Source organism: Lysobacter sp. K5869 (assembly GCF_018847975.1).
Taxonomy (GTDB): Bacteria; Pseudomonadota; Gammaproteobacteria; order Xanthomonadales; family Xanthomonadaceae; genus Lysobacter.
Window position 1 is genome coordinate 182985 of record NZ_CP072597.1, and the last position, 24034, is coordinate 207018.

Annotated in this window: 19 protein-coding genes; 11 read left to right on the forward strand and 8 right to left on the reverse strand. The window is 68.8% G+C overall.

What is annotated here, in order from left to right; genetic code table 11:
* Window positions 1-645: 645 nt before the first annotated feature.
* From J5226_RS00735 to glmS, 3 genes are all read right to left on the reverse strand, one after another.
* Complete coding sequence (locus J5226_RS00735) at window positions 646-1692, reverse strand: hypothetical protein (RefSeq protein ID WP_215837950.1); 1047 nt, start codon at window positions 1690-1692, stop codon at window positions 646-648.
* Window positions 1689-2627, reverse strand: coding sequence for a hypothetical protein (locus tag J5226_RS00740; RefSeq protein WP_215837951.1), 939 nt, complete (start codon window positions 2625-2627; stop codon window positions 1689-1691). The genes J5226_RS00735 and J5226_RS00740 overlap by 4 nt, the downstream gene beginning before the upstream one ends.
* Before the next feature lie 87 nt (window positions 2628-2714).
* Window positions 2715-4547 carry a glutamine--fructose-6-phosphate transaminase (isomerizing) gene (glmS, locus tag J5226_RS00745; RefSeq protein WP_215837952.1) on the reverse strand — a complete coding sequence of 611 codons (1833 nt, stop codon included), beginning with the start codon at window positions 4545-4547 and terminating at the stop codon, window positions 2715-2717.
* A 186-nt stretch (window positions 4548-4733) separates the two neighbouring features.
* Between glmS and J5226_RS00750 the strand changes: the two genes are divergently transcribed.
* The 9 genes from J5226_RS00750 to J5226_RS00790 all read left to right on the forward strand — a co-directional run bounded on the left by J5226_RS00750 (window position 4734) and on the right by J5226_RS00790 (window position 16031).
* A complete protein-coding gene (locus J5226_RS00750; RefSeq protein WP_215837953.1) occupies window positions 4734-6017 on the forward strand; it encodes an efflux RND transporter periplasmic adaptor subunit in 1284 nt (427 codons plus the stop codon).
* Between the two features lie 5 nt (window positions 6018-6022).
* Window positions 6023-6226 carry a hypothetical protein gene (locus tag J5226_RS00755; protein ID WP_215837954.1) on the forward strand — a complete coding sequence of 68 codons (204 nt, stop codon included), beginning with the start codon at window positions 6023-6025 and terminating at the stop codon, window positions 6224-6226.
* Window positions 6227-6424: 198 nt separating this feature from the next.
* The gene (locus J5226_RS00760) at window positions 6425-7153 is read left to right on the forward strand and encodes an ABC transporter ATP-binding protein (protein ID WP_215837955.1); all 729 of its coding nucleotides are present in this window, start codon (window positions 6425-6427) and stop codon (window positions 7151-7153) included.
* A gap of 10 nt (window positions 7154-7163) precedes the next feature.
* Window positions 7164-8492 (forward strand): ABC transporter permease, encoded by a 1329-nt coding sequence (locus tag J5226_RS00765; protein WP_215837956.1) that lies wholly within the window; start codon window positions 7164-7166, stop codon window positions 8490-8492.
* A 7-nt stretch (window positions 8493-8499) separates the two neighbouring features.
* Window positions 8500-9726: an FtsX-like permease family protein gene (locus J5226_RS00770; protein WP_215837957.1), complete on the forward strand. Its 1227-nt coding sequence runs from the start codon at window positions 8500-8502 to the stop codon at window positions 9724-9726.
* 281 nt (window positions 9727-10007) lie between these two features.
* Window positions 10008-11882, forward strand: a complete 1875-nt coding sequence (locus J5226_RS00775; RefSeq protein WP_215837958.1) for a DUF885 family protein — start codon at window positions 10008-10010, stop codon at window positions 11880-11882.
* A gap of 254 nt (window positions 11883-12136) precedes the next feature.
* Entirely contained in the window at window positions 12137-13504 is a 1368-nt protein-coding gene (locus J5226_RS00780; protein WP_215837959.1) for a sigma-54 dependent transcriptional regulator, read from the forward strand.
* An 11-nt stretch (window positions 13505-13515) separates the two neighbouring features.
* A complete protein-coding gene (locus J5226_RS00785) occupies window positions 13516-14820 on the forward strand; it encodes an ATP-binding protein (RefSeq protein WP_215837960.1) in 1305 nt (434 codons plus the stop codon).
* Window positions 14821-15197: 377 nt separating this feature from the next.
* Window positions 15198-16031 (forward strand): glycosyl hydrolase family 18 protein, encoded by an 834-nt coding sequence (locus tag J5226_RS00790; protein WP_215837961.1) that lies wholly within the window; start codon window positions 15198-15200, stop codon window positions 16029-16031.
* Between the two features lie 144 nt (window positions 16032-16175).
* On the opposite strand, the gene glmU is transcribed toward J5226_RS00790, so the two are convergent.
* The gene (gene glmU / locus J5226_RS00795) at window positions 16176-17549 is read right to left on the reverse strand and encodes a bifunctional UDP-N-acetylglucosamine diphosphorylase/glucosamine-1-phosphate N-acetyltransferase GlmU (RefSeq protein WP_215840280.1); all 1374 of its coding nucleotides are present in this window, start codon (window positions 17547-17549) and stop codon (window positions 16176-16178) included.
* Between the two features lie 102 nt (window positions 17550-17651).
* Here glmU and J5226_RS00800 point away from each other — a divergent pair, with 102 nt between their 5' ends.
* On the forward strand, window positions 17652-19271 hold the full coding sequence (locus J5226_RS00800) for a hypothetical protein (RefSeq protein ID WP_215837962.1): 1620 nt from the start codon (window positions 17652-17654) through the stop codon (window positions 19269-19271).
* Between the two features lie 31 nt (window positions 19272-19302).
* On the opposite strand, the gene J5226_RS00805 is transcribed toward J5226_RS00800, so the two are convergent.
* Window positions 19303-20229 carry a glycosyltransferase gene (locus J5226_RS00805; protein ID WP_255322949.1) on the reverse strand — a complete coding sequence of 309 codons (927 nt, stop codon included), beginning with the start codon at window positions 20227-20229 and terminating at the stop codon, window positions 19303-19305.
* A gap of 135 nt (window positions 20230-20364) precedes the next feature.
* On the opposite strand from J5226_RS00805, the gene J5226_RS00810 reads away from it, so the two are divergent.
* Window positions 20365-20748, forward strand: a complete 384-nt coding sequence (locus tag J5226_RS00810) for a GtrA family protein (RefSeq protein WP_215837964.1) — start codon at window positions 20365-20367, stop codon at window positions 20746-20748.
* A gap of 237 nt (window positions 20749-20985) precedes the next feature.
* On the opposite strand, the gene J5226_RS00815 is transcribed toward J5226_RS00810, so the two are convergent.
* The 3 genes from J5226_RS00815 to atpG form a co-directional block, all read right to left on the reverse strand.
* On the reverse strand, window positions 20986-21411 hold the full coding sequence (locus J5226_RS00815; RefSeq protein WP_215837965.1) for a F0F1 ATP synthase subunit epsilon: 426 nt from the start codon (window positions 21409-21411) through the stop codon (window positions 20986-20988).
* A 140-nt stretch (window positions 21412-21551) separates the two neighbouring features.
* Window positions 21552-22988, reverse strand: coding sequence for a F0F1 ATP synthase subunit beta (gene atpD / locus J5226_RS00820; protein ID WP_215837966.1), 1437 nt, complete (start codon window positions 22986-22988; stop codon window positions 21552-21554).
* A 69-nt stretch (window positions 22989-23057) separates the two neighbouring features.
* Window positions 23058-23921, reverse strand: coding sequence for a F0F1 ATP synthase subunit gamma (gene atpG / locus J5226_RS00825; protein ID WP_215837967.1), 864 nt, complete (start codon window positions 23919-23921; stop codon window positions 23058-23060).
* Between the last annotated feature and the right edge of the window lie 113 nt (window positions 23922-24034).

Genomic DNA, 24034 nt, shown 5'->3' on the forward strand with positions numbered 1-24034 from the left:
AGTGCTGATCGATGCATTACCTGGTCCCCACAGACAGCGGTGTTGGATGCGTTGGTCGACGCGGATCGCGGCCCCCTGCCGCGGTCCCCGCAAGCGCACCCGGGCGCCGGGGGTTCCGGGCCGCCGTGCGCGATTTGTATGATAAATACTATCTATACGACCAAGGCTCGCAAGCTGCAGTGCAACATGCGAGGGGAGCGCGGTCACGGTTGCGGCATCGGGTGGCATCCGCGGCGACGTATCGGCGGCAGCGTGGCGGCATCGGCGGGGGCGAATCGGGGACGCGAACCAGCGCGACTGTTCGTTGGCGATTGCCTTCTGCGTCGATGCGGCGTGGGGACGAAACAGGGAAAAAAATGGGTTCCGGCTTTCGCCGGAATGACGGAGGTCAAGGTCGCGACGGCGAGTAGCCGCGTTTCCTTCTTGCCGTCATTCCGGCGAAAGCCGGAACCCATTTTGCTTTTGCCTTGCGCCGAAGCGCTGCGAGCCGATGCACGCGGCGCCGAACCTACGCGCCCATCCGCGCCGTCGAGCCCTGCTCGAATCCGCTCGCCGGGTATGCCGGCGGGCGTCGTTGCGAAGCGACCGTCCTATCGCGCGATCTCAGCGGACCGAAGCCGCGACGAAGCGCGCGAGCGCCGCCGCTCAGCGTCCCTGCGTTGGCAGCCGCGGCGGCGGGCCATGGCGCCACGCCGGACGCGCTTCGTAGTACTGCTTGAAGATGCCGCGCCCCTGCGCTTCGGCGGCTTCCCATTGCGCGGAGGTCAGCTCGGTCCCGTAACGGCGCGGGCCGTCGGACCAGAGCGCATCGAATTCGCCGGTGCGGCGCCCGCGGACCAGATCGCGCGCGTAGCGATAGGCCTGCTCCTGCAGCGGATCGCGCGCATACAAACCGTTTTGGCCGGCGTAGGCGTCGACGTACAGATCCAGCGCCTGTTCCTCGCCGGCGGTGCGGCCCTGCTCCAGCCATTCGCGCGCCAATGCGCGGCGCGCGGCGATCCGCTCGATGTCGGCGATCAGGGCGTCGCGGTCGCCTCCGCCCTGCTGCGTCCAGGCGCTGACATAAGCCAGCCGGGCGCCGTTCGCGTCGCCTCGCCCGGCTTGCTCGAGCCAGGTCATGCCCTCGTCCAGCGCGGCGCGGCCGACGCGCTCGCAGGCGTCGTGACGTTCCACATCCTCGGCGAACTGCCGACGCAGGTTGGCCTGGCGCTCGCGCGAATTCGGGTCGGCCTGCGGATCTGGTTCACCCGCCAGAACCATATCCAGTTTCTCCAGAAGCTTCGCCGGCGAGGCGTCCTGCAAGGTGCGCTGGCAACCGCTCAAGCGCTGGCCCAGCACCGAGGCGGCGGCGAGATCGCCCCCGCGCGCGGCCGCGAGCAATTCGGGGTAGACCCGGTCGATCGGCAGCATCCATCGGCGCTGCGACGGATCGCGCGCCATCGTTTCGGCCTGTTGGCGCTCGAATTCGGCCAGCATCGCCGGCGACGACGCGGGAAGCGCGGACAGGCGCCGGCGCAGTTCGGCCGCGGAGTCCTGCGCGCGCGGCGCGGGACTCGCCCCCACCGTCGCCGTCTGCGCCGACACCGGCGCCGACGCGCCACGATCCCCCGCGCCGGCGCGCGCGAACCACCACGCCAGCGCCGCCAAGCCCGCGCACGCCAGCGCCGTCGCCGCTATCGCCGCGCGCTTCATCGCGGCGCCCTGCGCTGCTGGAACGCCTGCAGGATCTGCGCGGCGCGCCGCTCGACGTCGGCCGTCTGTCGCGCGTCGCCCGGTGGCGCCAGCTGTTGTTCGATGAAGCTGAGCACGCCGGCCGGCATCCTGCGCCCGGCATCGGTGCCGCGGTACGCCTTGAAATAGGCCGCGGCCTCGGCCGCGTCGCGCCCCAGATAGGGCTTGTTGCCGTGCGCGGCGGCCAGCGCCAGCAACGATTCGGGCTCGCCCGCTTCGAACGCGCGCCGCAGATAAGCGCGGGCGAGTTCGCGCCGGCGCGCCACTTCGTCGGCGTGGTCGAGCAGGTCGCCGTCGGTGGGCAGGTCTTCGAACGCGAACTCGCCGTAGTCGACCATCGCGCGCGCATGTCCCCGTTCGGCCGCCAGTTCCAGCCACGCGCGCGCGTCGCCCGCGCGCACCGCGCCGGACAGGTCGCCGACGTCGCCGCAGACCGCATCGGCCCTGTCCTTCGAGTACAGCATCACGTCGAGCAGTTGCGGATCGTCCACGCTGCGCCCGCCGATGCGCAGGTAAGTTCCGCCGTTGGCTATCGCGCGGGCGAGCATCTCGGTGAACTCGCCGCCAGCGATCGGCTGATAGTTGCGGCACCGGCCCAGGACTTCGCCGAGCCGATAGGCGGCCTGCGCGTCGCCGGCGCGAGCGCGCGCTTCCAGTTCGGCGCGGATGTCCTGGAAACGGCCTCGCGGCAGCGGCGACGGGTGCGTCGCGGCCGCGTGCGCGGAGGTTCCCGCAGCCGTCGCGGACTCTGCGGCGGCCTGCGTATCGGCGCCGTCGCTGCGCCCGGCGGGGCGCTCGCGCCCATGCATCCATACACCCGCCGCGCCCGCCGCCAGCAGCAGCGGAACCGCGATCCACAGCGCGTTTGCGCGGCGATTGCGCCTGCCCGATTCCATTGCCCGCTCCCGGCGATCCCCTCGCCTCGTCCCTGTCCAACCCGCAGGATGCGGCAAAACCGGCTCACCCGGTTGCGCCGCGGCGGCTTACTCCACCGTAACCGCCTTGGCCAAATTGCGCGGCTTATCCACATCCGTCCCGCGCGCCAACGCCGCGTGGTACGCCAGCAACTGCACCGGAATCGCATGCACCACCGGCGACAGCACGCCGACGTGGCGCGGGGTGCGGATCACGTGCACCTGATCGGATTCGCCGAAGTGGCTGTCCAGGTCGGCGAACACGAACATCTCGCCGCCGCGCGCGCGCACTTCCTGGATGTTCGACTTCACCTTCTCCAGCAGCTTGTCGTTCGGCGCGATCACCACCACCGGCATCGCCGCGTCCACCAGCGCCAGCGGGCCGTGCTTGAGCTCGCCCGCCGGGTACGCCTCGGCGTGGATGTAGGAGATTTCCTTGAGCTTGAGCGCGCCTTCCAGCGCGATCGGGTAATGCACGCCGCGGCCCAGGAACAGCGCGTGGTGCTTGGGCGCGAAACGCTCGGCCCAGCCGGCGACCTGCGGCTCCAGGTTCAGCGCGTGTTGCACGCTGCCCGGCAGGTGGCGCAGCGCGTCGAGGTACTCGGCTTCCTGTTCGTCGCTGAGCGCGCCGCGCAGTTTGGCCAGGGTCGCGGTCAGGGTGAACAGCGCCACCAACTGGGTGGTGAAGGCCTTGGTCGAGGCCACGCCGATCTCGGCGCCGGCGCGGGTGTAGTACACCAGTTGGCTCGCGCGCGGGATCGCGCTCTCGGGCACGTTGCAGATCGACAAGGTCTTCTGGTGGCCCAGCGACTTGGCGTACTTCAGCGCTTCCATCGTGTCCAGGGTTTCGCCGGACTGCGAAATCGTCACGATCAGCTGCTTCGGATTCGCCACCGCTGCGCGGTAGCGGTATTCGCTGGCGATCTCGACCTGGCACGGCAGGCCGGCGATGGCTTCGATCCAGTAACGCGCGGTCAAACCCGCGTAATAGCTGGTGCCGCAGGCCAGGATCTGCACGCCTTCGACCTCGGCGAACACCTCTTCGGCCTTGGCCCCGAACAGCGACGCGCTGAAGCCGTTGTTGTCCATCACCGCCTCGATGGTGTCGGCGATGGCGCGCGGCTGCTCGTGGATTTCCTTCTGCATGAAGTGGCGGTACGGGCCCAGCTCCAGCGAGGCCAGCGACACGTCCGACAGATGCACCTCGCGCTCGATCTCGACGCCCTGCGCGTCGAACACCCGCACCGCGGCGCGGGTGATTTCGGCGGTGTCGCCCTCTTCCAGGAAGATCACCCGGCGCGTCGCCTGCACGATCGCCGACACGTCGCTGGCGACGAAGTTCTCGCCCTCGCCCAGGCCGACCAGCAGCGGGCAACCCATGCGCGCGGCGATCAAGCGGCCGGGCTCCTTCAGGCTGACCACGGCGATCGCGTAAGCGCCGACCAGTTCGCGCACCGCCGATTGCACCGCCACCAGCAGGTCGTGGCCTTGCTTGAGGTACGAATGGATCAAGTGCGCGATCACTTCGGTGTCGGTCTGCGACTCGAAGCTGTAACCGGCCGCGCGCAAGCGCTCGCGCTGCTCGTCGTGGTTCTCGATGATGCCGTTATGCACCACCGCCAGTTCGCCGAAGCTGATGTGCGGGTGGGCGTTGGCCTCGGTCACGCCGCCGTGCGTCGCCCAGCGCGTGTGGCCGATGCCGATCTGCGCGCTGAAGGCTTCCGCCTGCGCCGCCGCCTCCATCTCCGCCACGCGCCCGGTGCGGCGCACCCGGCGCAGCGTCGAGCCGTCGAACACGGCGATGCCCGCCGAGTCGTAACCGCGGTATTCCAGACGCTTCAAGCCGTCGATCAGGACCGGCACCACATCGCGATCGGCGATCGCTCCTACGATTCCGCACATGCTGGAAGGCGTCCAAGAAAGTGTGACCGCATTCTAACGGCGCGGCGGTCGCCGCGGTGTCCGCGCGGACGCGCTGTCCGGACGAACGGACGCCCGGACGCGGATGCCCGCCCTTTAAAATCAAATAGTTAAAGTTGGCACGCATCGTGCTTGGTATTGGGCAGAGACCCCTTGCCGAGCGCCCCGATGAGCATCCGCGACACCTCCGCCCAAGACCACGCCGTCGCCCCCGCCGCCCAACAGGGCCGGCGCCGCCGGCAGTGGGCGCTGGCCGCGGCGGTCGGCGCGGTCGTGCTCGGCGCCGGCGCCTGGGTCGCGTCGGGCTGGGCCGCGGGCGGCGCTTCGTTCTCGGCCGAGCGCGTGCGCATCGCCGAAGTGAAGCGCGGCGACCTGACCCGCGACATCGCCGCCGACGGCCGCGTGATCGCCGCCAACAGCCCGGTGCTGTACGCCATCGCCGGCGGCTCGGTCGATCTGAAGGTCGTCGCCGGCGACGCGGTGCGCAAGGGTCAGGTGCTGGCCGAGATCGACAGCCCCGAACTGCGCAGCAAGCTGGCGCAGGAACAATCCACCCTCGCCGGCCTGGAAGCCGAGGCCAGCCGCGCCGAACTCGACGGCGAACTGGCGCGCTCCAACGCGCGCAAGGAACTCGATCAGGCGCGCATCGACCGCACCGCCGCCGAGCGCGACCTGGAGCGCTACAACCGCGCCTTCGCCGGCGGCGCGGTGGCCAAGGTCGACGTGGCCAAGGCCGAGGACGAACTGAAGAAGACCGAGATCGGCCTGAGCCACGCCCGCGACGGCGTCGGCCGCCAGGACCGCAGCGCCGCGCTCGACGCGCGCAACAAGCGCCTGCTGGCGCAGCGTCAGCGCGCGATCGTCGCCGAAGCGCAGCGTCAGGTCGATGCGTTGACCTTGCGCGCGCCGTTCGACGGGCAGGTCGGTCAAGTCCAGGTCGCTCAGCGCGCCAACGTCGCCATCAACGATCCGGTGCTGAGCGTGGTCGACCTGGGCGTGTTCGAGGTCGAGATCAAGGTGCCGGAAAGCTTCGCCCGCGATCTGGCCATCGGCATGCCGGCGCAGATCGCCGGCAACGACGGCCGCAGCTACGCGGCGAAGATCTCGGCGGTGTCGCCGGAAGTGGTGTCCGGCGAAGTCGCCAGCCGCCTGCGCTTCGACGGCAAGCAACCGCCGGCGCTGCGCCAGAACCAGCGCTTGAGCGCGCGCATCGTGCTCGACACCCGCCGCAACGCGCTCATGGTCGAGCGCGGGCCGTTCCTGGAACAAGACGGCGGCCGCAACGCCTACGTCGTGTCCGGCGGCATCGCCACCCGCCGCGCCATCCGCACCGGCGCGAGCAGCTTGAGCCAAGTGGAAATCCTCGAAGGTCTGCAGCCGGGAGAACGCGTCGTCGTCTCCGGCGCCGATCAGTTCGCCAACGCCGAAACCGTCCGCATCTCCGGAGAATGATCCCCATGAACGCCGCCAACGCCTACGACTTCGCCCCCCGCTGGAACGCCCAGGAACTCGCCGACGCGGTCCCGCTGCGCCTGCATCAGCTGATCGACTTCGCTCGCGACGATCGGCGCAGCGCCAACGCCGACACCGCCGCGCCCAAGCGCTCCGCGCGCCTGCGTTTCGTCAGCGCGATCGCGCTGCCGATGTTCTCGGTGCGTTGAGCCGGCCCGGCATGCCGCGCTCGCCGCGCGCCGATCGGCACGCCGTCCGCGCGCAGGCGGGGATCCAGAGGCTTCGCGTTCGTGCAGCGATGAAGCCCTGGCTCCCCGCCTGCGCGGGGACGACGTACCGGTAACCGCGCCGCCGCTCCAACCGATCCCGACTCCCGAATTCCCAATCTCCGCTCCAAGGACACCGCCATGCTGCTGATGCGCCAGGTCACCAAGGTCTACCGCACCGAACTCGTCGAGACGCACGCGCTGCGCTCGCTGGACCTGCACGTGCGCGACGGCGAATTCGTCGCCGTGACCGGGCCCTCGGGTTCGGGCAAGACCACCTTCCTCAACATCGCCGGCCTGCTGGAAACCTTCACCGGCGGCGAATACAAGCTCGACGGCGAGGACGTGCGCGGCTTGTCCGACGACGCGCGCTCGCGCCTGCGCAACCAGAAGATCGGCTTCATCTTCCAAAGCTTCAACCTGATCCCCGACCTCAACCTGTTCGACAACTGCGACGTGCCGCTGCGCTACCGGCGCATGGGCGCGGCCGAACGCCGCCAGCGCATCGAGCAGGCGCTGACTCAGGTCGGCCTGGGTTCGCGCATGCGCCACTACCCGACCGAGCTGTCCGGCGGCCAGCAGCAGCGCGCAGCGATCGCGCGCGCGCTGGCCGGTTCGCCGCGCCTGCTGCTGGCCGACGAACCCACCGGCAACCTGGATTCGCAAATGGCGCGCGGGGTGATGGAACTGCTGGAGGAGATCAACGGCCAGGGCACCACCATCGTCATGGTCACCCACGATCCGGAACTGGCCGCGCGCGCGCAGCGCAACGTCCACATCGTCGACGGCATGGCCACCGATCTGAAGGCCGAGCCGAGTCTGGTCCGCGCCTCGGCCATCGCCGCCGCGGCCGACGCCGCCACCGCCTGAGGCCGCGCCCATGTCCGGCAACAGCCAGTTCGCTTACTACCTGCAGCTCGCCTTGCGCAGCTTCAAGCGCAACAAGGTGCTGACCGCGCTGATGGTGCTCGCCATCGCGCTCGGCATCGGCGCGGCGATGACCACGCTCACCGTGTTCTACGTGCTGTCCGGCGATCCGCTGCCGGGCCACAGCCAGAACCTGTATCAGCCGCGTCTGGACCCGCAGTCGATGACCGGCTACATCCCCGGCGCCGAACCGCCGGACGCGCTGTCGCGCCTGGACGCGCAGGCGCTGCTGCGCGACGCGCGCGGCGACCGTCAGGCGCTGATGACCGGCGGCAACGTCGCGATCGAACCGCGCCGCGACAACCTGCCCGCGTTCCGCCAAAACTCGCGCTTCGCCTCGGCCGATTTCTTCCCGATGTTCCAGGTGCCGTTCGTGTACGGCGCGCCGTGGACCGCCAAGGACGACGCCAGCCGCGCGCGCGTGGCGGTGATCGGCAAGAAGCTCAACGAGCGCTTGTTCGGCGGCGCGAACAGCGTCGGCAAGACGATCTGGGCCGACAACTACGAGCTGCGCGTGATTGGCGTGATCGACGACTGGCATCCGCAGCCCAACTTCTACGACCTCACCATGGAGCGCGGCTTCGGCGAGTCCGAGCAGTTGTTCGTGCCGTTCAACAGCTCGCGCGACATGCGCATGGCCCCGCAAGGCAGCATCAGCTGCTGGGGCGACAGCAGCGAACTGCCGGAGAAAAACCGCGATAGCAACGCCAAGTGCATCTGGATGCAGTACTGGGTGCAGTTGAACACGCCGGAGAAGACCGCCGCGTACCGCCGCTACCTGGACAACTACGTCGCCCAGCAGCGCGCCGCCGGCATCTACGTGCGCCCCACCGCGGCCAAGCTCGACAACGTGATGGAGTGGCTGGCCTACAAGCGCGTGGTCCCGGCCGACGTGCGCCTGCAGATGTGGCTGGCGTTCGGCTTCCTCGCGGTGTGCCTGCTCAACACCGTGGGCTTGCTGCTGGCCAAGTTCCTGCGCCGCTCCGGCGAGATCGGCGTACGCCGCGCACTCGGCGCGCCCAAGCGCGCGATCTTCGCCCAGTGCCTGGTCGAAGCCGGCAGCATCGGCCTGGCCGGCGGCCTGCTCGGCTTGCTGCTGGCGCAGTTCGGCTTGTGGGCGGTGCGCCAGCAGTCGGTCGGCTACGCCGGGCTGGCCAAGCTGGACCCGACCATGCTCGCCACCACCTTCGTTCTGGCCGTCGCCGCCAGCGTGCTCGCCGGGCTGTTGCCGGCCTGGCGCGCTTGCCAGGTGACGCCCGCCATCCAGCTCAAGAGCCAATGAGGCCCGCATGGACATCCGTCCGATCCTGACCACCCTGCGTCGCCACAAGACCGCCGCCGCGCTGATCGTGTTCGAGGTCGCGCTGACTTGCGCGATCATCTGCAACGCCTTGTTCCTGATCCAGAACCGCGTCGCCCGCCTGCAACGGCCCAGCGGCATGGCGGAGAACGAACTGGTGGCGCTGCGCATCACCGACATCAGCACCAACAAGGACACCGACGCGCTGACCCGCGGCGACCTGGCCGTGCTGCGCGCGCTGCCGGGCGTGCGCTCGGCGACGGTCTCCAACCAGGTGCGCTACGGCGATTCGGCGTGGAACTCCGGCGTCGGCCCGAAGCCGAACCAGCAGTTGGAAACCGCCAGCGTCGGCGTGTTCTACGCCGAAACCCAGACGCTGGACACGATGGGGATGAAGCTGATCGCGGGGCGCAATTTCCGCGAGGACGAAATCGTGCCGCTGTCGGAGCGGATCAAGCCCGGCGCCGCGCCGGTGCCGGTCGCGCTCATCACCAAGGCGCTGGCCGACAAGATCTTCCCCGGCCAGGATCCGCTCGGCCGTCCGTTCTACGTCGGCGACAACGAGGGCATCCGGGTGATCGGCGTGGTCGAGCACCTGATGCGGCCCAACGAGTTCAACGGCCCGGCCTCGGCGGATTTCTCGGTGGTCTATCCCTCCCGCGTGGACTACAACAACGGGCTGTATCTGCTGCGGGTGACCGACCCGTCGCGCCGCGAGGAAGTGCTCAAGGCCGCCGGCGAGGCGCTGATCAAGAACGGCCCGCAGCGCATCCTGTCCAAGGACAACAAGACCGTCGAGGCCATGGCCGCGGAGTTCAAGCGCACCGACCACGCGATGGTGTGGCTGCTCGGCGCGGTGTGCGTGGCGCTGCTGATCGTCACCGCGCTGGGCATCGTCGGCCTCGCCAGCTTCTGGGTGCAGCAGCGGACCAAGCAGATCGGCGTGCGCCGCGCGCTCGGCGCCACCCGCGGGCAGATCCTGCGCTACTTCCAGACCGAAAACTTCCTGCTGACCTCGATCGGCATCGTGCTGGGGATGGTGCTGGCGTTCGCGATCAACCTGCTGCTGATGAAGTACTACGAGCTGCCGCGCTTGCCGGCGCTGTACCTGCCGCTGGGCGCGCTGAGCCTGTGGCTGCTCGGCCAGCTCGCGGTGTACGGCCCGGCGAAGCGCGCGGCGATGGTGCCGCCGGCGTTGGCGACGCGCGCGGCGTGAGCCACGGGATTCCGTTCGCGCAATCCGATCGGCGCGGTTCGATCGTCGCATCGCAACCGCCGCCGCGTTCGCCGTATCGGTGGTATCGACACGCCGGCGAACGCGGCTTACGCAAGTCATAGCGCAAGACTCGTTTTCGTCAGCGGCGTCGGGAACGCGATTCCGGCAAGCTTCCGACCCGCCGCATCCCCGCGTTCCCACCGCTCCGTCCGGCGTCCGCGCCGGACGGTCCCGGACGTCGCGCCCGGCGCGCGTCCCGCCCCATCGCCACGGAGTCGTCCATGAAATCCAGCCGTTCCCTGCCGAACCTGTCCGCTCGCGGCCTGCGCCCGGCGCTGCGCATCGCCCTGTTGTCGGCCGCGCTGGCCGTCGTGCCGGCGCTGCCGGCTTTCGCTACGGCAGCCACCGCGCCGGCCGCCGCGCCGGCACAAGACGCCGACGTCGCCAAGCGCGTCGCCGCCTTCAACGCCCTGGTCGATCAGCAGTGGGAAGAGATGATGCGGCTGCTGCCCGAGCAGGCCAGCTTCTTCGGCGACTATCGCTACAACGACGCGTGGTCGGATTACTCGCTCGCCGGCGCCAAGCGCACCCGCGACACCGCCCAGCGCATGCTCGCCAAGTTCGAGGCGATCGACACCCGCGGCTTTCCCGAAGCCGACCGCCTCAACCAGCGGCTGATGGTGCAATGGCTCAAGACCTATGTGCGCGGCTACGAACTCAAGACCCACGAGATGCCGCTGGACCAGTTCATCGGCGTGCACCTCAACCTGACCGCGCTGGTCAGCGCGTTCCCGTTCAACGATACGAAGCAGTACGAGGATTACCTCAAGCGCCTGCACGGCTTGCCCAAGCTGCTCGAGCAAGTGACCGGCGTCGCCCGCCAGGGCGCCAAGGACGGGCTGATGCCGCCGCGCTACCTGCTGGAGAAGGTCGCCGCGCAATGCGACAACCTCGCCGCCGCGGCCGGCGAGGACAACGTCTTCGCCGCCTCGCTGAAGAAATTCCCCGACGCGGTGCCGGCCGCCGACCGCGAGCGCCTGCGCCGCGAGATCGTCGCCGCGGTCGACGGCGAAGTGCGCCCGGCCTTCCGCCAGCTGGCCGAGTTCGTGCGCAAGGACTACGCGCCGCACGGCCGCGAGCAATACGGCGTGTGGTCGCTGCCCAACGGCGACGCGCTGTACCGCTACGCGATCGAGCAATACACCACGACCACGACGCCGCCGGAGGAGATCCACCGCCTCGGCCTGAGCGAGGTCGAGCGCATCGAGAAGGCGCAGAGCGAGATCGCCCAGCGCCTGGGCTACGCCAGCCTCAAGGCCATGCGCGATGCGGTCGCCGCCGATCCCAAGCGCCATGCGACCTCGCGCGAGCAACTGCTGGAGGAATACCGCAAGTATCTGGCGCAGATGGAGACCAAGCTGCCGCAGCTGTTCGGCACCTTACCCAAGGCCAAGGTACAGGTGCAGGCGGTCGAGGCGTGGCGCGAGAAGGAAGCCTCGATGGCGCAGTACATGGCCGGCACGCCCGACGGCAAGCGTCCGGGCCTGATCACGGTCAACACCGGCGAGCCGGAAAAGCGCCTGCTGACCACGGTCGAAGCGGTGGCCTATCACGAAGGCGTGCCCGGCCATCATCTGCAGATGACCATCGCCCGCGAACTGCCGGCGCTGCCCAAGTTCCGCACCCTGCTCGGCCAACTCGCCTTCATCGAAGGCTGGGGGCTGTACTCGGAAGAACTGGGCAAGGAAGTCGGCTTCTATCAGGATCCCTACAGCGATTTCGGCCGGCTCTCGCAGGAACTGATCCGCGCCAACCGCCTCGTGCTCGACACCGGCGTGCACTACAAGCGCTGGAGCCGCGAGCAGATGGTGCAGTGGATGCGCGACCACTCCGATATGGAGGAACCCAACATCCAGGCCGAGGCCGACCGCTACATCGCCTGGCCGGGTCAGGCGCTGGCGTACAAGACCGGCCAGCTCAAGATCCGCGAGCTGCGCGCGCGGGCGCAGGCCAAGCTCGGCGCGCGCTTCGACGTGCGCGCCTTCCACGACCGCGTGCTCGGCGGCGGCGCGCTGCCGCTGAGCGAGCTGGAAACGCGGGTCGACGAGTGGATCGCCTCGGTCGCGGCCGGCGGCTCCGCGGCGACGGCGAAGTGAGCCCGCGCGGCGCGCGCCCGCATCGCGGAGCGCGCGCCGCCCTCGCCACGATCGCATCGCGGTCCAGCCCCGATCCCGTCGCTGCGGCGAACGCCGCGCCCCGTTTCGGTTTCGCCGCGCCGCACGCGACCCGCTCCGCCCCCCTACCCTTCGGCCTACGCGGCCGCCGGCCCTCGCTGGCATACTCGGCACCAGGAAACCGCGATCCGCTCCGCGCTTTCCGCTTCCGTCTCCGCGTCCGCCCACGGCCTTCCATGCGCACCGTTCTGGTCATCGACGACAACCCCGCGGTCGCCACCGCGCTCGATCTGCTGTTCGGCCTGCGCGACATCCGCGTGCTGACCGCGCAATCGCCCGAGCAAGGCCTGGAGACGCTCGCGCGCGAGGACGTGGGGCTGGTGCTGCAGGACATGAACTTCACCGCCGACACCACCTCCGGCCAGGAAGGCGTGGCGCTGTTCCGGGCGATCCGCGCGCGCCACCCGGACCTGCCGATCATCCTGCTGACCGCCTGGACCCACCTGGACACCGCGGTGGATCTGGCCAAGGCCGGCGCCGCCGACTATCTGGCCAAGCCCTGGGACGATCAGAAACTGCTGGCGAGCGTGGAAAACCTGCTGGAACTGGGTTCGAGCACGCGCGAGGTCAGCCGCCTGCACGAGCAGCGCCGGCGCGCGCGCCGCGAGCTCGACGCGCGCTACGACCTGCGCGGGCTGGTGTTCGCCTCCGAACCGATGGCGCGCGTGGTCGAGTTGGCCTGCCACGTCGCCCGCGCCGACGTGCCGGTGATGATCCTTGGCCCCAACGGCGCCGGCAAGGAAAAGATCGCCGAGATCGTGCAGGCCAATTCCGCGGTGGCGTCCGGCCCGTTCGTGACCCTCAACTGCGGCGCGCTGCCGACCGAGCTGATCGAAGCCGAACTGTTCGGCGCCGATGCGGGCGCCTACACCGGCGCCAACAAGATGCGCGAAGGCAAGTTCGAGGCCGCCGACGGCGGCACTTTGTTCCTCGACGAAATCGGCAACCTGCCGCCGGCCGGGCAGATGAAGCTGCTGCGCGTGCTGGAAACCGGGCGCTTCGAGCGGCTCGGCTCCAACCGCGAACGGCAGGTCAAGGTGCGGGTGATCAGCGCCACCAACGCCGATCTGCCGGCGATGATCCGCGACGGCCGCTTCCGCGAAGACTTGTACTACCGCCTCAACACCATCCAGATCGAAATCGCGCCGCTGGGCGAACGCCGCGACGACGTGCTGCCGCTGGCGCGCCATTTCCTCGCCGACAACCCGCTCGGCGCGGGCAAGCGCCTGAGCGAGGACGCCGAGCGCGCGCTGACCGCGCACGCGTGGCCGGGCAACGTGCGCGAACTGCGCAACACCTTGCAACGCGCGGCCTTGCTCGCGCGCGGCGAGGCCATCGCCGCGGCGGATCTGGGTTTGCCCGTGGTACCGGTCGCGTCCGCCGCCGCGTACAACGGCGGCGGCGGCGACGAACCCGACCGCGCCGCGATCGAAGCGGCGATCGAGCGCGCCGGCGGCGTGCTGGCGCAGGCCGCCGGCGAACTGGGACTGTCGCGACAAGCGCTGTACCGGCGCCTGGACCGGCTCGGCATCAAGCGCGACTGAGGAGAGCGAGCATGCGCCGCCTGCCCCTGAGTCTGACCTTCGGCGCGGTCGCGCTGGCGTATCTGGCCGTCGGCGCGGCGGCGACGCTGTGGCTGGCGGACTATCTCTCGCCGCGCTGGCTGGCGCCGGCGCTGGTGGTCGCGGTGTTGGCGCCACTGCTGGTCTATCACGTGAGCCGTTTGTTCGCGCCGATGAATTCGCTGTTCCGCGCCCTCGCGGGTTCGGTGGCGAGTTATCGCGACGGCGATTACTCCTTCAGCTTCAACTGGAACGGCCAGGGCGATCTGGGCGAACTGGTCGCCAGCCACAACCGGCTCGGCGACACGCTGCGCGAGCAGCGGCTGAATCTGGTCCAGCGCGAACTGCTGCTCGACACCATGGTGCAGAACACGCCGGTGGCGATGCTGCTGATGGATCCCTCGCGGCGCGTGGTGCTCGGCAATCTGGCCGCGCGCAAGATGCTCGGCGAAGGCCGGCGCCTGGAAGGCCAGGACTTCGACGAACTCATGCGGCTGGCGCCGGCGCCGATGCAGGAGGCCTTCGAGCGCGGCGGCGACGGCATGTTCAGCGTCGGCGACGTCGAGGACGAGGAGATCTACCACCTCTCGCGGCGCATGTTCCGCCTCAACGGCCGCGCGCACGAACTGGTGCTGCTGCGCCAACTCACCTCCGAACTGCGCCGGCAGGAAGTGCAGACCTGGAAGAAGGTGATCCGGGTCATCAGCCACGAGCTCAACAACTCGCTGGCGCCGATCGCCTCGCTCGCCCACTCCGGCGCCGAACTGCTGCGCCGCGGCCAGCACGAGCGCCTGCCGATCGCGCTCAACACCATCGAGGAACGCGCGCGCCATCTGGAAGGCTTCATCCGCGACTACGCGCGCTTCGCCAAGCTGCCGGCGCCGCGCTTGCAGCCGGTGGAGTGGTCGCGCTTCATCCAACAGTTGCGCAGCCAGGTCGAGTTCACCTGCGACGGCATTCCCGTCGACGCCATCGGCCGGGTCGACGCGGCGCAGTTGGAGCAAAGCCTCATCAACCTGCTCAAGAACGCGCACGAATCCGGCTCGCCGCCCGAAGAAGTGCGCCTGCAGCTGCGGCGCGCGCCCGATGCGTGGCGCATCGACGTGCTCGACCGCGGCAGCGGCATGAACGAAGCGGTGTTGGCCAACGCGCTGCTGCCGTTCTATTCGACCAAGCGCAACGGCACCGGACTGGGCCTGGCGCTGGCGCGCGAGATCGCCGAAGCGCACGGCGGCCGCATCGCCCTGCTCAACCGCGACGGCGGCGGGCTGTGCGTATCGATGGTGTTGCCGGACTGATCCGGCGGCGTCGCTCTTCGGCGCCGCCGTCGGCCGCGCGCATCGGCCTTCGATGAATTCGCGGAGAAGCCGGCGCGCGCGCCGCTTCGTTTCCTAAACGCCTCGTTTCCCCGCACTGCGTCCCACTCGCGCGATTCGCGAACGCGCGCATGTTCTTCGCGCGCCGCTTGACCCACGCTTGCGCGGCGAACTTCATCGCATCGCACTCGCACGAATCGTACGCGCGGCCCGTAGGGTGATGCGCCTCTTCGCCCGTTTCTAGCGAGGACGCGCGCGGCAGACGACGTTCGCGCCCGCCAAATCGCAAGCGTTTTCCAAACAATGGAAGAGGAGATCCGTCAATGCTTCGTCAACCTACGCTTTTGGCTGTCGGTCTAATGGCATTACTCGCGAGTTACGGCGCCAGCGCGCGCAATGTCGTGTTCCTGAACAATCCTTCGCCGCAGGACGTGAAGGACATCGGCCATTACGTGGTCAAGAGCACCGGCAAGCCGTTCTTCTCCGATCTGGTCCTGTTCGCCGCCAACATCAACGGCAGCACGCCGAACACGCCGGTGCTGTACTACAACACGGAGATGAGCGCGATCCTCAAGGACAACATCGACGCCGTCCGCCAGTTGCAGAACAGCGGCATCAAGGTCCAGATCTCGTACCTGGGCAATCACCAGAACGCGGGTTGGTCGTGCAACATGACCTCGAAGACCGCGACCAAGCTCGCCAACGCGATGGTCGCCGATGTCGTCAAGTACGGCCTCGACGGCATCAGCGTCGACGACGAGTACTCCACCTGTTCGGGCAGCGCCAGCTCGTTCTACGCGGTGCTCAAGGCGATCCGCGCCAACACCTATTTCACCGGCAAGACCCTGAGCAAGGCGCTGTGGTCGGACTCGAGCTACTTCAAGGCGCCGTACAACGCCGCCAATCAGCTCACCGAAGGCTATGAGATGACCTACGGCGGCAGCGTCAGCTATCTGACGCCCTATGTCGGCTACGGCATGGCCAAGAGCAATCTATTCCTCGGCATCTCGCCGGAGTTCAGTTCGGCCTCGCAGGCCGGCACCATCGCCAAGAACGTCGCCGACGGCGGCTATCAGGGCGTGATGATCTGGGCGCCGAACGCGTTCCTCGACACCACCGCCGCGGCGCAGTACTACACCGCGATCGTCAAGTCGCAGGCCGGTTCGACCGAAACGGTGGAATACGTGCCGTGATCGCGGCGGCCGGCGCGGCGGCAGCATCGCCGCGCCGGAGCCGATACGACGATCCCTCGGCGAACGCCGCGGGATCGTTTTGCGGATCGTCGGCGAAGCGCGCTCCCGCGATTCCGCGGCAAGCGCGCTGCGCCGCGCCGCCGCTCACTTCTGCGGCGTTTTCTTCACCGGCCGCTTCCAGCCTTCCACAGTCGACTGCCGCGCGCGCCCGATGGTCAGCTCGCCCGCCGGCGCCGACCGGGTGATCGTCGAACCGGCCGCGATGGTCGCGTCCTTGCCGATCGTCACCGGCGCCACCAGCGACGAGTTCGAGCCGATGAAGGCGCCGTCCTCGATGACGGTGACCGACTTGTTCGCGCCGTCGTAGTTGCAGGTGATGGTGCCCGCGCCGACGTTGACGCCGGCGCCGATCACGGTGTCGCCCAGATAGGTCAGATGGTTGGCCTTGCTGCCGACGCCGACGCGCGCGTTCTTGGTCTCGACGAAATTGCCCACGTGCGCGCCGTCGGCGAGCACCGTGCCCGGACGCAGGCGCGAGTACGGGCCGATCTGCGCGCTGCCTTCGACCACGACGCCGTCGAGATCGCAGTGCGCGCGCACTTCGGTGCCCGCGCCCAGGCGCACGTCCTTGAGCCGGCAGAACGGGCCGATGCGCACGCCGTCGCCGAGTTCGACCACGCCTTCCAGGATCACGTCGACGTCGATCTCGACATCGTGCCCGACCGTCACCGTGCCGCGCTGGTCGTAACGCGAGGGATCGGCCAGGCGCGCGCCCTGCACGCACAAGGCGCGCGCGGCGCGGCGCTGGAACGCGCGTTCGAGCTGGGCGAGCTGCCAGGGATCGTTGGCGCCCTCCACTTCGATCGGATCGTCCACATGCACCATCTCGGCCGGGCTGTATTCGGCCGCGGCCGAGGCGAACACGTCGGTGAGGTAGTACTCGCTCTGGGCGTTGTCGTTGCCCAACCGCTCCAGCCAGCGCCGCAGCGGCTCGCCGTCGGCGACCAGGATGCCGGTATTGACGGTGCGGATTTCGCGCTGGTCCTCGTCGGCGTCCTTGTGCTCGACGATGCGGCCGACCCGGCCTTCGGGATCGCGGACGATGCGGCCGTAGCCGGTGGGATCGTCCAGATCGGCGACCAGCACCGCCAAACGGCCGGGCGCGTCGAGCAGGCGCTGCAAGGTCGACGCCTGGATCAACGGCACGTCGCCGTAAAGAATGAGCACGCGCGCGTCCTGCGGCACGCCGGGCATCGCCTGCTGCACGGCGTGGCCGGTGCCCAGGCGCTGGGTCTGCTCGGCCCAGCTCAGGTCGTCCTGACCGGCGAAGGTCGCGCGGACCTGTTCGCCGCCGTGCCCGTAAACCACATGAATGCCGGCCGGGCGCAGGGCGCGGGCGGTGTCGATCGCATGGGCCAGCATCGGCCGCCCGGCGATCTTCTGCAGGACCTTGGCGGTCGCAGACTTCATCCGCTTGCCCTCGCCGGCGGCGAGAATCACGATGTGCAACTGGTTCATCGACTCATGAGCCATGTACTAAACCTTCCTGACCTGTTCGGTGCTTGACGTGGGCCCCCCGTCGGGTCCGAATCTTAGCAATTGCCCACGCAAGGACTCTGCATGCCCGCTGAGCGCGCCCCCTGGCGGACCGCCGCACTGGTCTCGTTTTTCTTCGTCGCGGTGGCGGTGATCGTCCTGCGCCAGGACGCCAACTGGGATCTGCGCAACTACCACCTGTATACGCCGCTGGCTTGGCTGGACGGCCGGATGGCCCAGGACATCGCCCCGGCGCAGCTGCAGACCTGGCACAACCCCATCGTCGATATCCCGTTCGCGCTGATGGTGCGCGCGGGCCTGGGCGGGCTGCCGATCACCCTGTGGCTGGCCATTCCCAGCCTGCTGGCGCTGTATTTCGCCCTGCGCCTGCTCGACGCCCTGCTGCCGGCCCAGCGCAGCCGCGCGCGCACCTGGATCGCCGGGCTGGCGATCATGACCGGCGCGGCCATGTACCCGGGCACCGCGGCGATCTTCAACGACCACATCGTCGGCATGTTCGTGCTCGGCGCGCTGCTGTGGTGGGCGCAGTCGCAGGGCCGGCGCGGGCCATTCGCGACCTGGCTGCCGGTCGGCTTGATGGCCGGCGCGGCGGCCGGGTTCAAGCTGACCGGGGTCACGTATTGCCTGGGCTTCGTCGCCGCGGCGCTGGTCGCCGGGCCGGTGCGGCAGTGGCCGGCGCGGATCCTGGCGCTGGGCATCGGCGGCGTCGCCGCGGTCGCGGTGTGCTGGGGGCCGTGGGGTTGGTACGTGTGGAAGCTGCACGCCAATCCGCTGTTTCCGTACTTCAATCAGTGGTTCCTTTCGCCCGATACCATCGCCGCGTCGTGGCGCGACTCGCGCTACGTCCCGCACGGCTTGATCGATGTGTTGGACCCGCCGCTGCGCCTGCTGCGCCGCAACCGCGACTATTCCGAACCGCTGCTGGCCGATCCGCGCTTGCTGCTGGGCCTGTGCGCGCTGGGCGCGTGGCTGTGGCTGTTGCGCCCAGGCGCGCAGGCCGGCGCGGGCGCGAGCGGCTCCGCTGCCGGCGGCCTCAGCGCCGCCGATTCCGACCTCGCCGCCGCCCAGGCCAACGCCGTCGCGCTGCGCTGGCCGCTGCTCGCGTTCGTCGCGGTCAGCTATTTCGGCTGGGCCGGCATGTACGGCATCTACCGCTATCTGCTGCCGCTGGAAGTGCTGTGTTCGCTGCTCATCGTCGGCGCGGTTTCGGCGCTGTTCGCGCGCAAGCGGCCGGTCGTGGCGATGCTCGTGGCGACGGTGCTGGTGATCGTGCCGACCAAGCACCCCAACTGGGGCCGCGATCCGTTCCGCACACCGATGATCGCGGTGAAATTCCCGCCGCTGCCGGCCGGCAGCGTGGTCCTGACCAGCACCGAACACCCGGTCGCCTACGCCGTCGCCTTCCTCCCGCACGACGTGCCGGCGATGGCGGTGCGCAACAACTTCATGGACCCGCAGCAGTGCACCCGCCTGCAAGAACGCGTCGAGCGCACCGTCGCCGGCAACCCCGGCCCGCTGTGGCTGCTGCGCCCAGCCCAACCCGACGCCGTCGCCGACAGCCGCATCGCGCTGTACGGGCTCAGCGTCTCCGGCGCCTGCAAGCCGCTCGACAACAATATGGGCGACTTGGAACTGTGCGCGCTGGCGCGGGCGCCGTTCGCGCCGATTTGCGTCAAGAAGTAAGCGTCGTTCGCAGCTCGCGCGACGCGCCGCTTCAGCGGCCGTCGCCGCGATGCACGACCTGATCGGTGATCAGCCGCAAGATCTCGTTCGAGCGCCGGTTCACCGTATCCAGAATCAAGCCGGTCGCGAGCAAGATGAAGGCCGTCAGCGCCAACGCCGCGGCCAGCACCGCGGTGGACGGGTGGGTGACCGCGCCGGTGCCGCCGAATTCGTGGATCACCACCGCGCCGAAGCCCAGGCTGGCCAAGCCCGCCAGCGCCGCGGCGGTGCCGAAGAACAGCAGCGGGCGCAGGTCCTTGTAGAGGAAGCCGATGGTGCGCAGCACCCGGAAACCGTCGCGGAAGGTGTTGAGCTTGGACTCGCTGCCTTCCGGGCGCACGCCGTAGGGCACGGTGCGTTCGGTCAGCACGAAGGCGTTGGCCATCGCGAACACGGTCATCTCGGTTTCGATCTCGAAACCGCGCGACAGCACCGGCATGGATTTGACGAAGCGGCGCGAGAACGCGCGATAGCCCGACAGCACGTCGCGCACCGGCTGGCCGAACAAGCGGCCGATGCTCCAGCGCACGAGCTTGTTGCCGAAGCCGTGGAAGCGGCGGAACGAGCCGCTGTCGTGCTGTTCCAGGCGCGTGCCGACGACCATGTCGGCGTGGCCGTGGAGCACGTCCTCGAGCAAGGCGCGCGCGTGTTCGGCCGGATAGGTGTCGTCGCCGTCGACCATCAGGTACACGTCGGCCTCGACCTCGCGGAACATCGCCCGCACCACGTTGCCCTTGCCCTTGGCCGGCACCCGGCGCACCAAGGCGCCGGCTTCGCGCGCCAGCTCGGCGGTGGCGTCGGTGCTGGCGTTGTCGAACACCCAGATCTCGGCTTCGGGCAAGGCGCGGCGGAAGTCGGCGACGACCTTGGCCACGGTGCGGGCCTCGTTGTAACAGGGAATGAGTACCGCGCTGCGCAAGGCCGCGCTCCGAAACGTTCTGGAATGGCGCGATGGTACAGCCTCCGCTCGGCCTCGTCTGGCTAGAATGCGGGCCATGAACCCCCTCGCCCCGTCCCCCGCCACGCCCCGTTCGCGCCGCAACCGGGGCGCCGCATGAGCCTGACCCGGCAAGGCCGCAATTACCTGGTGTTCGGCGGCATCCAGTACTGCGTGGACTGGGGCGTCATGGTCCTCCTGAGCCACCTGGGCATGCCGGTGGAGGCCGCCAATCTGGCCGGCCGCATCAGCGGCGCGTTGCTGGGCTTCTGGCTCAACGGCCGCTTCACCTTCAACAGCGAGAACACCGCGCTCGGCCGCCGCCAGTTCGCGCGCTTCCTCGCGCTGTGGGTCGGCACCACCTTGATCAGCACGCTGGCGATCAGCCTAGTCGACCGCTACGCCGGACTGGAATGGACCTGGCTGGCCAAGCCGGTGATCGAACTGGTGCTGGCCGTGGTCGGGTTCACGGTGTCGCGGTACTGGGTGTATCGGCGCTGAGGCGATGACGGCGGCGAGACTTCGCCGCTCGATGCCTCCGGCACCACGCAATCGCCGCGGTCGCGGCATGAAGCGGCGATCGTTCGCAGGTTAGGGGCGCGGGCGACCGACGCCTGATCCGGCTGATGATCCGGCCGAACTGCGGCTTCGTCTCGAACCGATCCAGCCACCCCCGATTCCAAAAACAAAAACGCCGGCGCGAGGCCGGCGTTTTCGCATCGCGGCGCGGACGCCGGATCAGTGCTTCATGTTCTTGCGCAGACGCTCCAGCGCCTGCAACTGCGCCATCGCTTCGGCCAGCTTGGCCTGGGCTTCGGCGATGTCCATCTGCGGGCCGCGGTTGGCCAGCGCGCGCTCGGCTTCTTCCTTGGCCGCGCGCACGGCGGCTTCGTCGATATCCTGGGCGCGGATCGCGGTGTCGGCCAGCACGGTCACGACCTGCGGCTGCACCTCGAGGATGCCGCCGGAGACCGCGAAGTCGAGCTGTTCGCCGTTGGGCAGGGTCACCACGACCTTGCCCGGCTTGAGGCGGGTGATCAACGGCGCATGGCGCGGCGCGATGCCGAGTTCGCCGATCTCGCCGGTGGCGACCAGCATCGTCGCTTCGCCGTGGAAGATTTCATCCTCGGCGCTGACGATGTCGCAACGGAAGGTGGATGCCATGTCTCTCTCGCTTCGCTCGTTCGAGGGGAAAGGGGGGAATTAGGGGGCTCAAGGGAATGGCGGGTCAGCGGGGAAAGCGGTCAGCCGGTGCGGCTGCCATTCCCTTCATTCCCTTTATTCCCTTCTTTCCCCTGATTTCCTCAGCCCACACCCATCTTCTTGGCCTTCTCGACGGCTTCTTCGATGCCGCCGACCATGTAGAACGCCTGCTCCGGCAGGTGGTCGTACTCGCCGTCGCAGATGCCCTTGAAGCCGCGGATGGTGTCCTTCAGCGACACGTACTTGCCCGGGGCGCCGGTGAACACTTCGGCGACGTGGAACGGCTGCGAGAAGAAGCGCTCGATCTTGCGCGCGCGGGCCACGGCGGTCTTGTCTTCTTCCGACAGCTCGTCCATGCCCAGGATCGCGATGATGTCCTTCAGTTCCTTGTACTTCTGCAAGGTCGACTGGACGCGGCGCGCGGTGTCGTAGTGCTCGGCGCCGACCACGTTCGGGTCGAGCTGGCGCGAGGTGGAATCGAGCGGATCGACCGCCGGGTAGATGCCCAGCGCGGCGATGTTTCGGCTCAACACGACGGTGGCGTCGAGGTGGGCGAAGGTGGTCGCCGGCGACGGGTCGGTCAGGTCGTCCGCGGGCACGTACACGGCCTGGATCGAGGTGATCGAACCGGTCTTGGTCGAGGTGATGCGCTCCTGCAGCACGCCCATTTCCTCAGCGAGCGTGGGCTGGTAGCCCACCGCCGACGGCATGCGGCCCAGCAGCGCCGACACTTCGGTGCCGGCCAGGGTGTAGCGGTAGATGTTGTCGACGAAGAACAGCACGTCGCGGCCCTTGCCGCTGGCGTCCTTCTCGTCGCGGAAGTATTCGGCCATGGTCAGGCCGGTCAGCGCGACGCGCAGACGGTTGCCCGGCGGCTCGTTCATCTGGCCGTACACCATCGCCACCTTCGACTTCGACAGGTCGTCCTGCACGATGACGTTGGCGTCGGACATTTCGTGGTAGAAGTCGTTGCCCTCGCGGGTACGCTCGCCCACGCCGGCGAACACCGACAGGCCCGCGTGCTCGGTCGCGATGTTGTTGATCAGCTCGAGCATGTTCACGGTCTTGCCCACGCCGGCGCCGCCGAACAGGCCGACCTTACCGCCCTTGGCGAAGGGGCACATCAGGTCGATGACCTTGATGCCGGTTTCCAGCAGCTCGTTGCCCGAGGACTGTTCGTCGTAGGCCGGGGCGGCGCGGTGGATTTCCCAATGCACGTCGCTCTCGACCGGGCCGCGCTCGTCGATCGGCTCGCCGAGCACGTTCATGATGCGGCCCAGGGTCGCGGTGCCGACCGGCACGGCCACGGCGCGGCCGGTGTTGGTCGCGATCAGGTTGCGCTTCAGGCCGTCGGTGGAGCCCAGCGCGATCGCGCGGACGATGCCGTCGCCGAGCTGCTGCTGCACTTCGAGCGTGATGGCGGTGTTCTCGACCTTCAGCGCGTCGTACACCTTCGGCACGGACTCGCGCGGAAACTCGATGTCGACGACCGCGCCGATGATCTGAACGATCTTGCCCTGGTTGCCCTGGCTGCTCATCTTGGATTCCTCAGTAACTTTCAAATGCTGCTCGTGGTCGCAGGCTTCAGGCCGCGCCCACCGGATGGATTAGACCGCGGCGGCGCCGCCGACGATTTCGGAGATTTCCTGGGTGATCGCCGCCTGACGCGCCTTGTTGTAGACCAGGTTCAAGGTGCCGATCAGCTTGGTGGCGTTGTCGCTCGCCGCCTTCATCGCGACCATGCGCGCGGCATGCTCGGAGGCCACGTTCTCCAGCACCGCCTGGTACACCAGCGACTCGATGTAGCGGGTCAGCACGTGATCGAGCACGGTCTGCGCATCGGGTTCGTAGATGTAGTCCCAATCGTGCTTGGCGACCTGGGTTTCCGGCGCCGGCAGCGGCAGCAGCTGATCGAACGCCGCGCGCTGGGTCATGGTGTTGACGAAGTCGTTGTAGCAGACGAACACGCGATCGACGGTGCCGGCGCTGTAGGCGTCGAGCACGACCTTGATCACGCCGATCAGCTGCTCCAGGTGCGGCTGGTCGCCCAAGTGGGTGACCGAGGCGAGCATGTTGACCTTGATCCGGCGGAAGAACACCGAGGCCTTCTGGCCGATGGTGACCACGTCGACCTCGACGCCCTGCTCCTGCCACTTGCGGAATTCGCCGAGCAGCTTGCGGAACAGGTTGTTGTTGAGGCCGCCGGCCAGGCCGCGGTCGGACGACACGATCACGTAGCCGACGCGCTTAACGTCCTTGCGCTCGACCATGTACGGATGCCGGTAATCGGAATTGGCCTGGGCCAAGTGACCGATCACCTGCTTGATCACGCGCGCGTACGGGCGCGAGGTCTTCATCCGATCCTGCGCCTTGCGGATCTTGGAAGCCGAGACCATTTCCAGCGCGCGAGTCACCTTGCGGGTGTTCTGCACGCTCTTGATCTTGGTTTTGATTTCGCGTCCGCCTGCCATCTTTCGCTCGCTTTGTTCGCTTTAGGGAATAAGGGGAAGAAGGGGATTCAGGGGAATGCGGGGGATGTCGTCTTGGGGAACGGCTGGGTTGCGCGCCTGCCATTCCCTGTTCC

Excerpts from the sequence above, each read along its gene's own strand:
- J5226_RS00740 (WP_215837951.1), bottom strand. The coding sequence starts at position 2,627 with ATGGAATCGGGCAGGCGCAATCGCCGCGCAAACGCGCTGTGGATCGCG.
- glmS (WP_215837952.1), bottom strand. The coding sequence starts at position 4,547 with ATGTGCGGAATCGTAGGAGCGATCGCCGATCGCGATGTGGTGCCGGTC.
- J5226_RS00790 (WP_215837961.1), top strand. The coding sequence starts at position 15,198 with ATGGCATTACTCGCGAGTTACGGCGCCAGCGCGCGCAATGTCGTGTTC.
- J5226_RS00750 (WP_215837953.1), top strand. The coding sequence starts at position 4,734 with ATGAGCATCCGCGACACCTCCGCCCAAGACCACGCCGTCGCCCCCGCC.
- J5226_RS00770 (WP_215837957.1), top strand. The coding sequence starts at position 8,500 with ATGGACATCCGTCCGATCCTGACCACCCTGCGTCGCCACAAGACCGCC.
- atpD (WP_215837966.1), bottom strand. The coding sequence starts at position 22,988 with ATGAGCAGCCAGGGCAACCAGGGCAAGATCGTTCAGATCATCGGCGCG.
- atpG (WP_215837967.1), bottom strand. The coding sequence starts at position 23,921 with ATGGCAGGCGGACGCGAAATCAAAACCAAGATCAAGAGCGTGCAGAAC.
- J5226_RS00810 (WP_215837964.1), top strand. The coding sequence starts at position 20,365 with ATGAGCCTGACCCGGCAAGGCCGCAATTACCTGGTGTTCGGCGGCATC.
- J5226_RS00800 (WP_215837962.1), top strand. The coding sequence starts at position 17,652 with ATGCCCGCTGAGCGCGCCCCCTGGCGGACCGCCGCACTGGTCTCGTTT.
- J5226_RS00775 (WP_215837958.1), top strand. The coding sequence starts at position 10,008 with ATGAAATCCAGCCGTTCCCTGCCGAACCTGTCCGCTCGCGGCCTGCGC.
- glmU (WP_215840280.1), bottom strand. The coding sequence starts at position 17,549 with ATGAACCAGTTGCACATCGTGATTCTCGCCGCCGGCGAGGGCAAGCGG.
- J5226_RS00785 (WP_215837960.1), top strand. The coding sequence starts at position 13,516 with ATGCGCCGCCTGCCCCTGAGTCTGACCTTCGGCGCGGTCGCGCTGGCG.
- J5226_RS00780 (WP_215837959.1), top strand. The coding sequence starts at position 12,137 with ATGCGCACCGTTCTGGTCATCGACGACAACCCCGCGGTCGCCACCGCG.
- J5226_RS00815 (WP_215837965.1), bottom strand. The coding sequence starts at position 21,411 with ATGGCATCCACCTTCCGTTGCGACATCGTCAGCGCCGAGGATGAAATC.
- J5226_RS00755 (WP_215837954.1), top strand. The coding sequence starts at position 6,023 with ATGAACGCCGCCAACGCCTACGACTTCGCCCCCCGCTGGAACGCCCAG.
- J5226_RS00760 (WP_215837955.1), top strand. The coding sequence starts at position 6,425 with ATGCTGCTGATGCGCCAGGTCACCAAGGTCTACCGCACCGAACTCGTC.
- J5226_RS00735 (WP_215837950.1), bottom strand. The coding sequence starts at position 1,692 with ATGAAGCGCGCGGCGATAGCGGCGACGGCGCTGGCGTGCGCGGGCTTG.
- J5226_RS00765 (WP_215837956.1), top strand. The coding sequence starts at position 7,164 with ATGTCCGGCAACAGCCAGTTCGCTTACTACCTGCAGCTCGCCTTGCGC.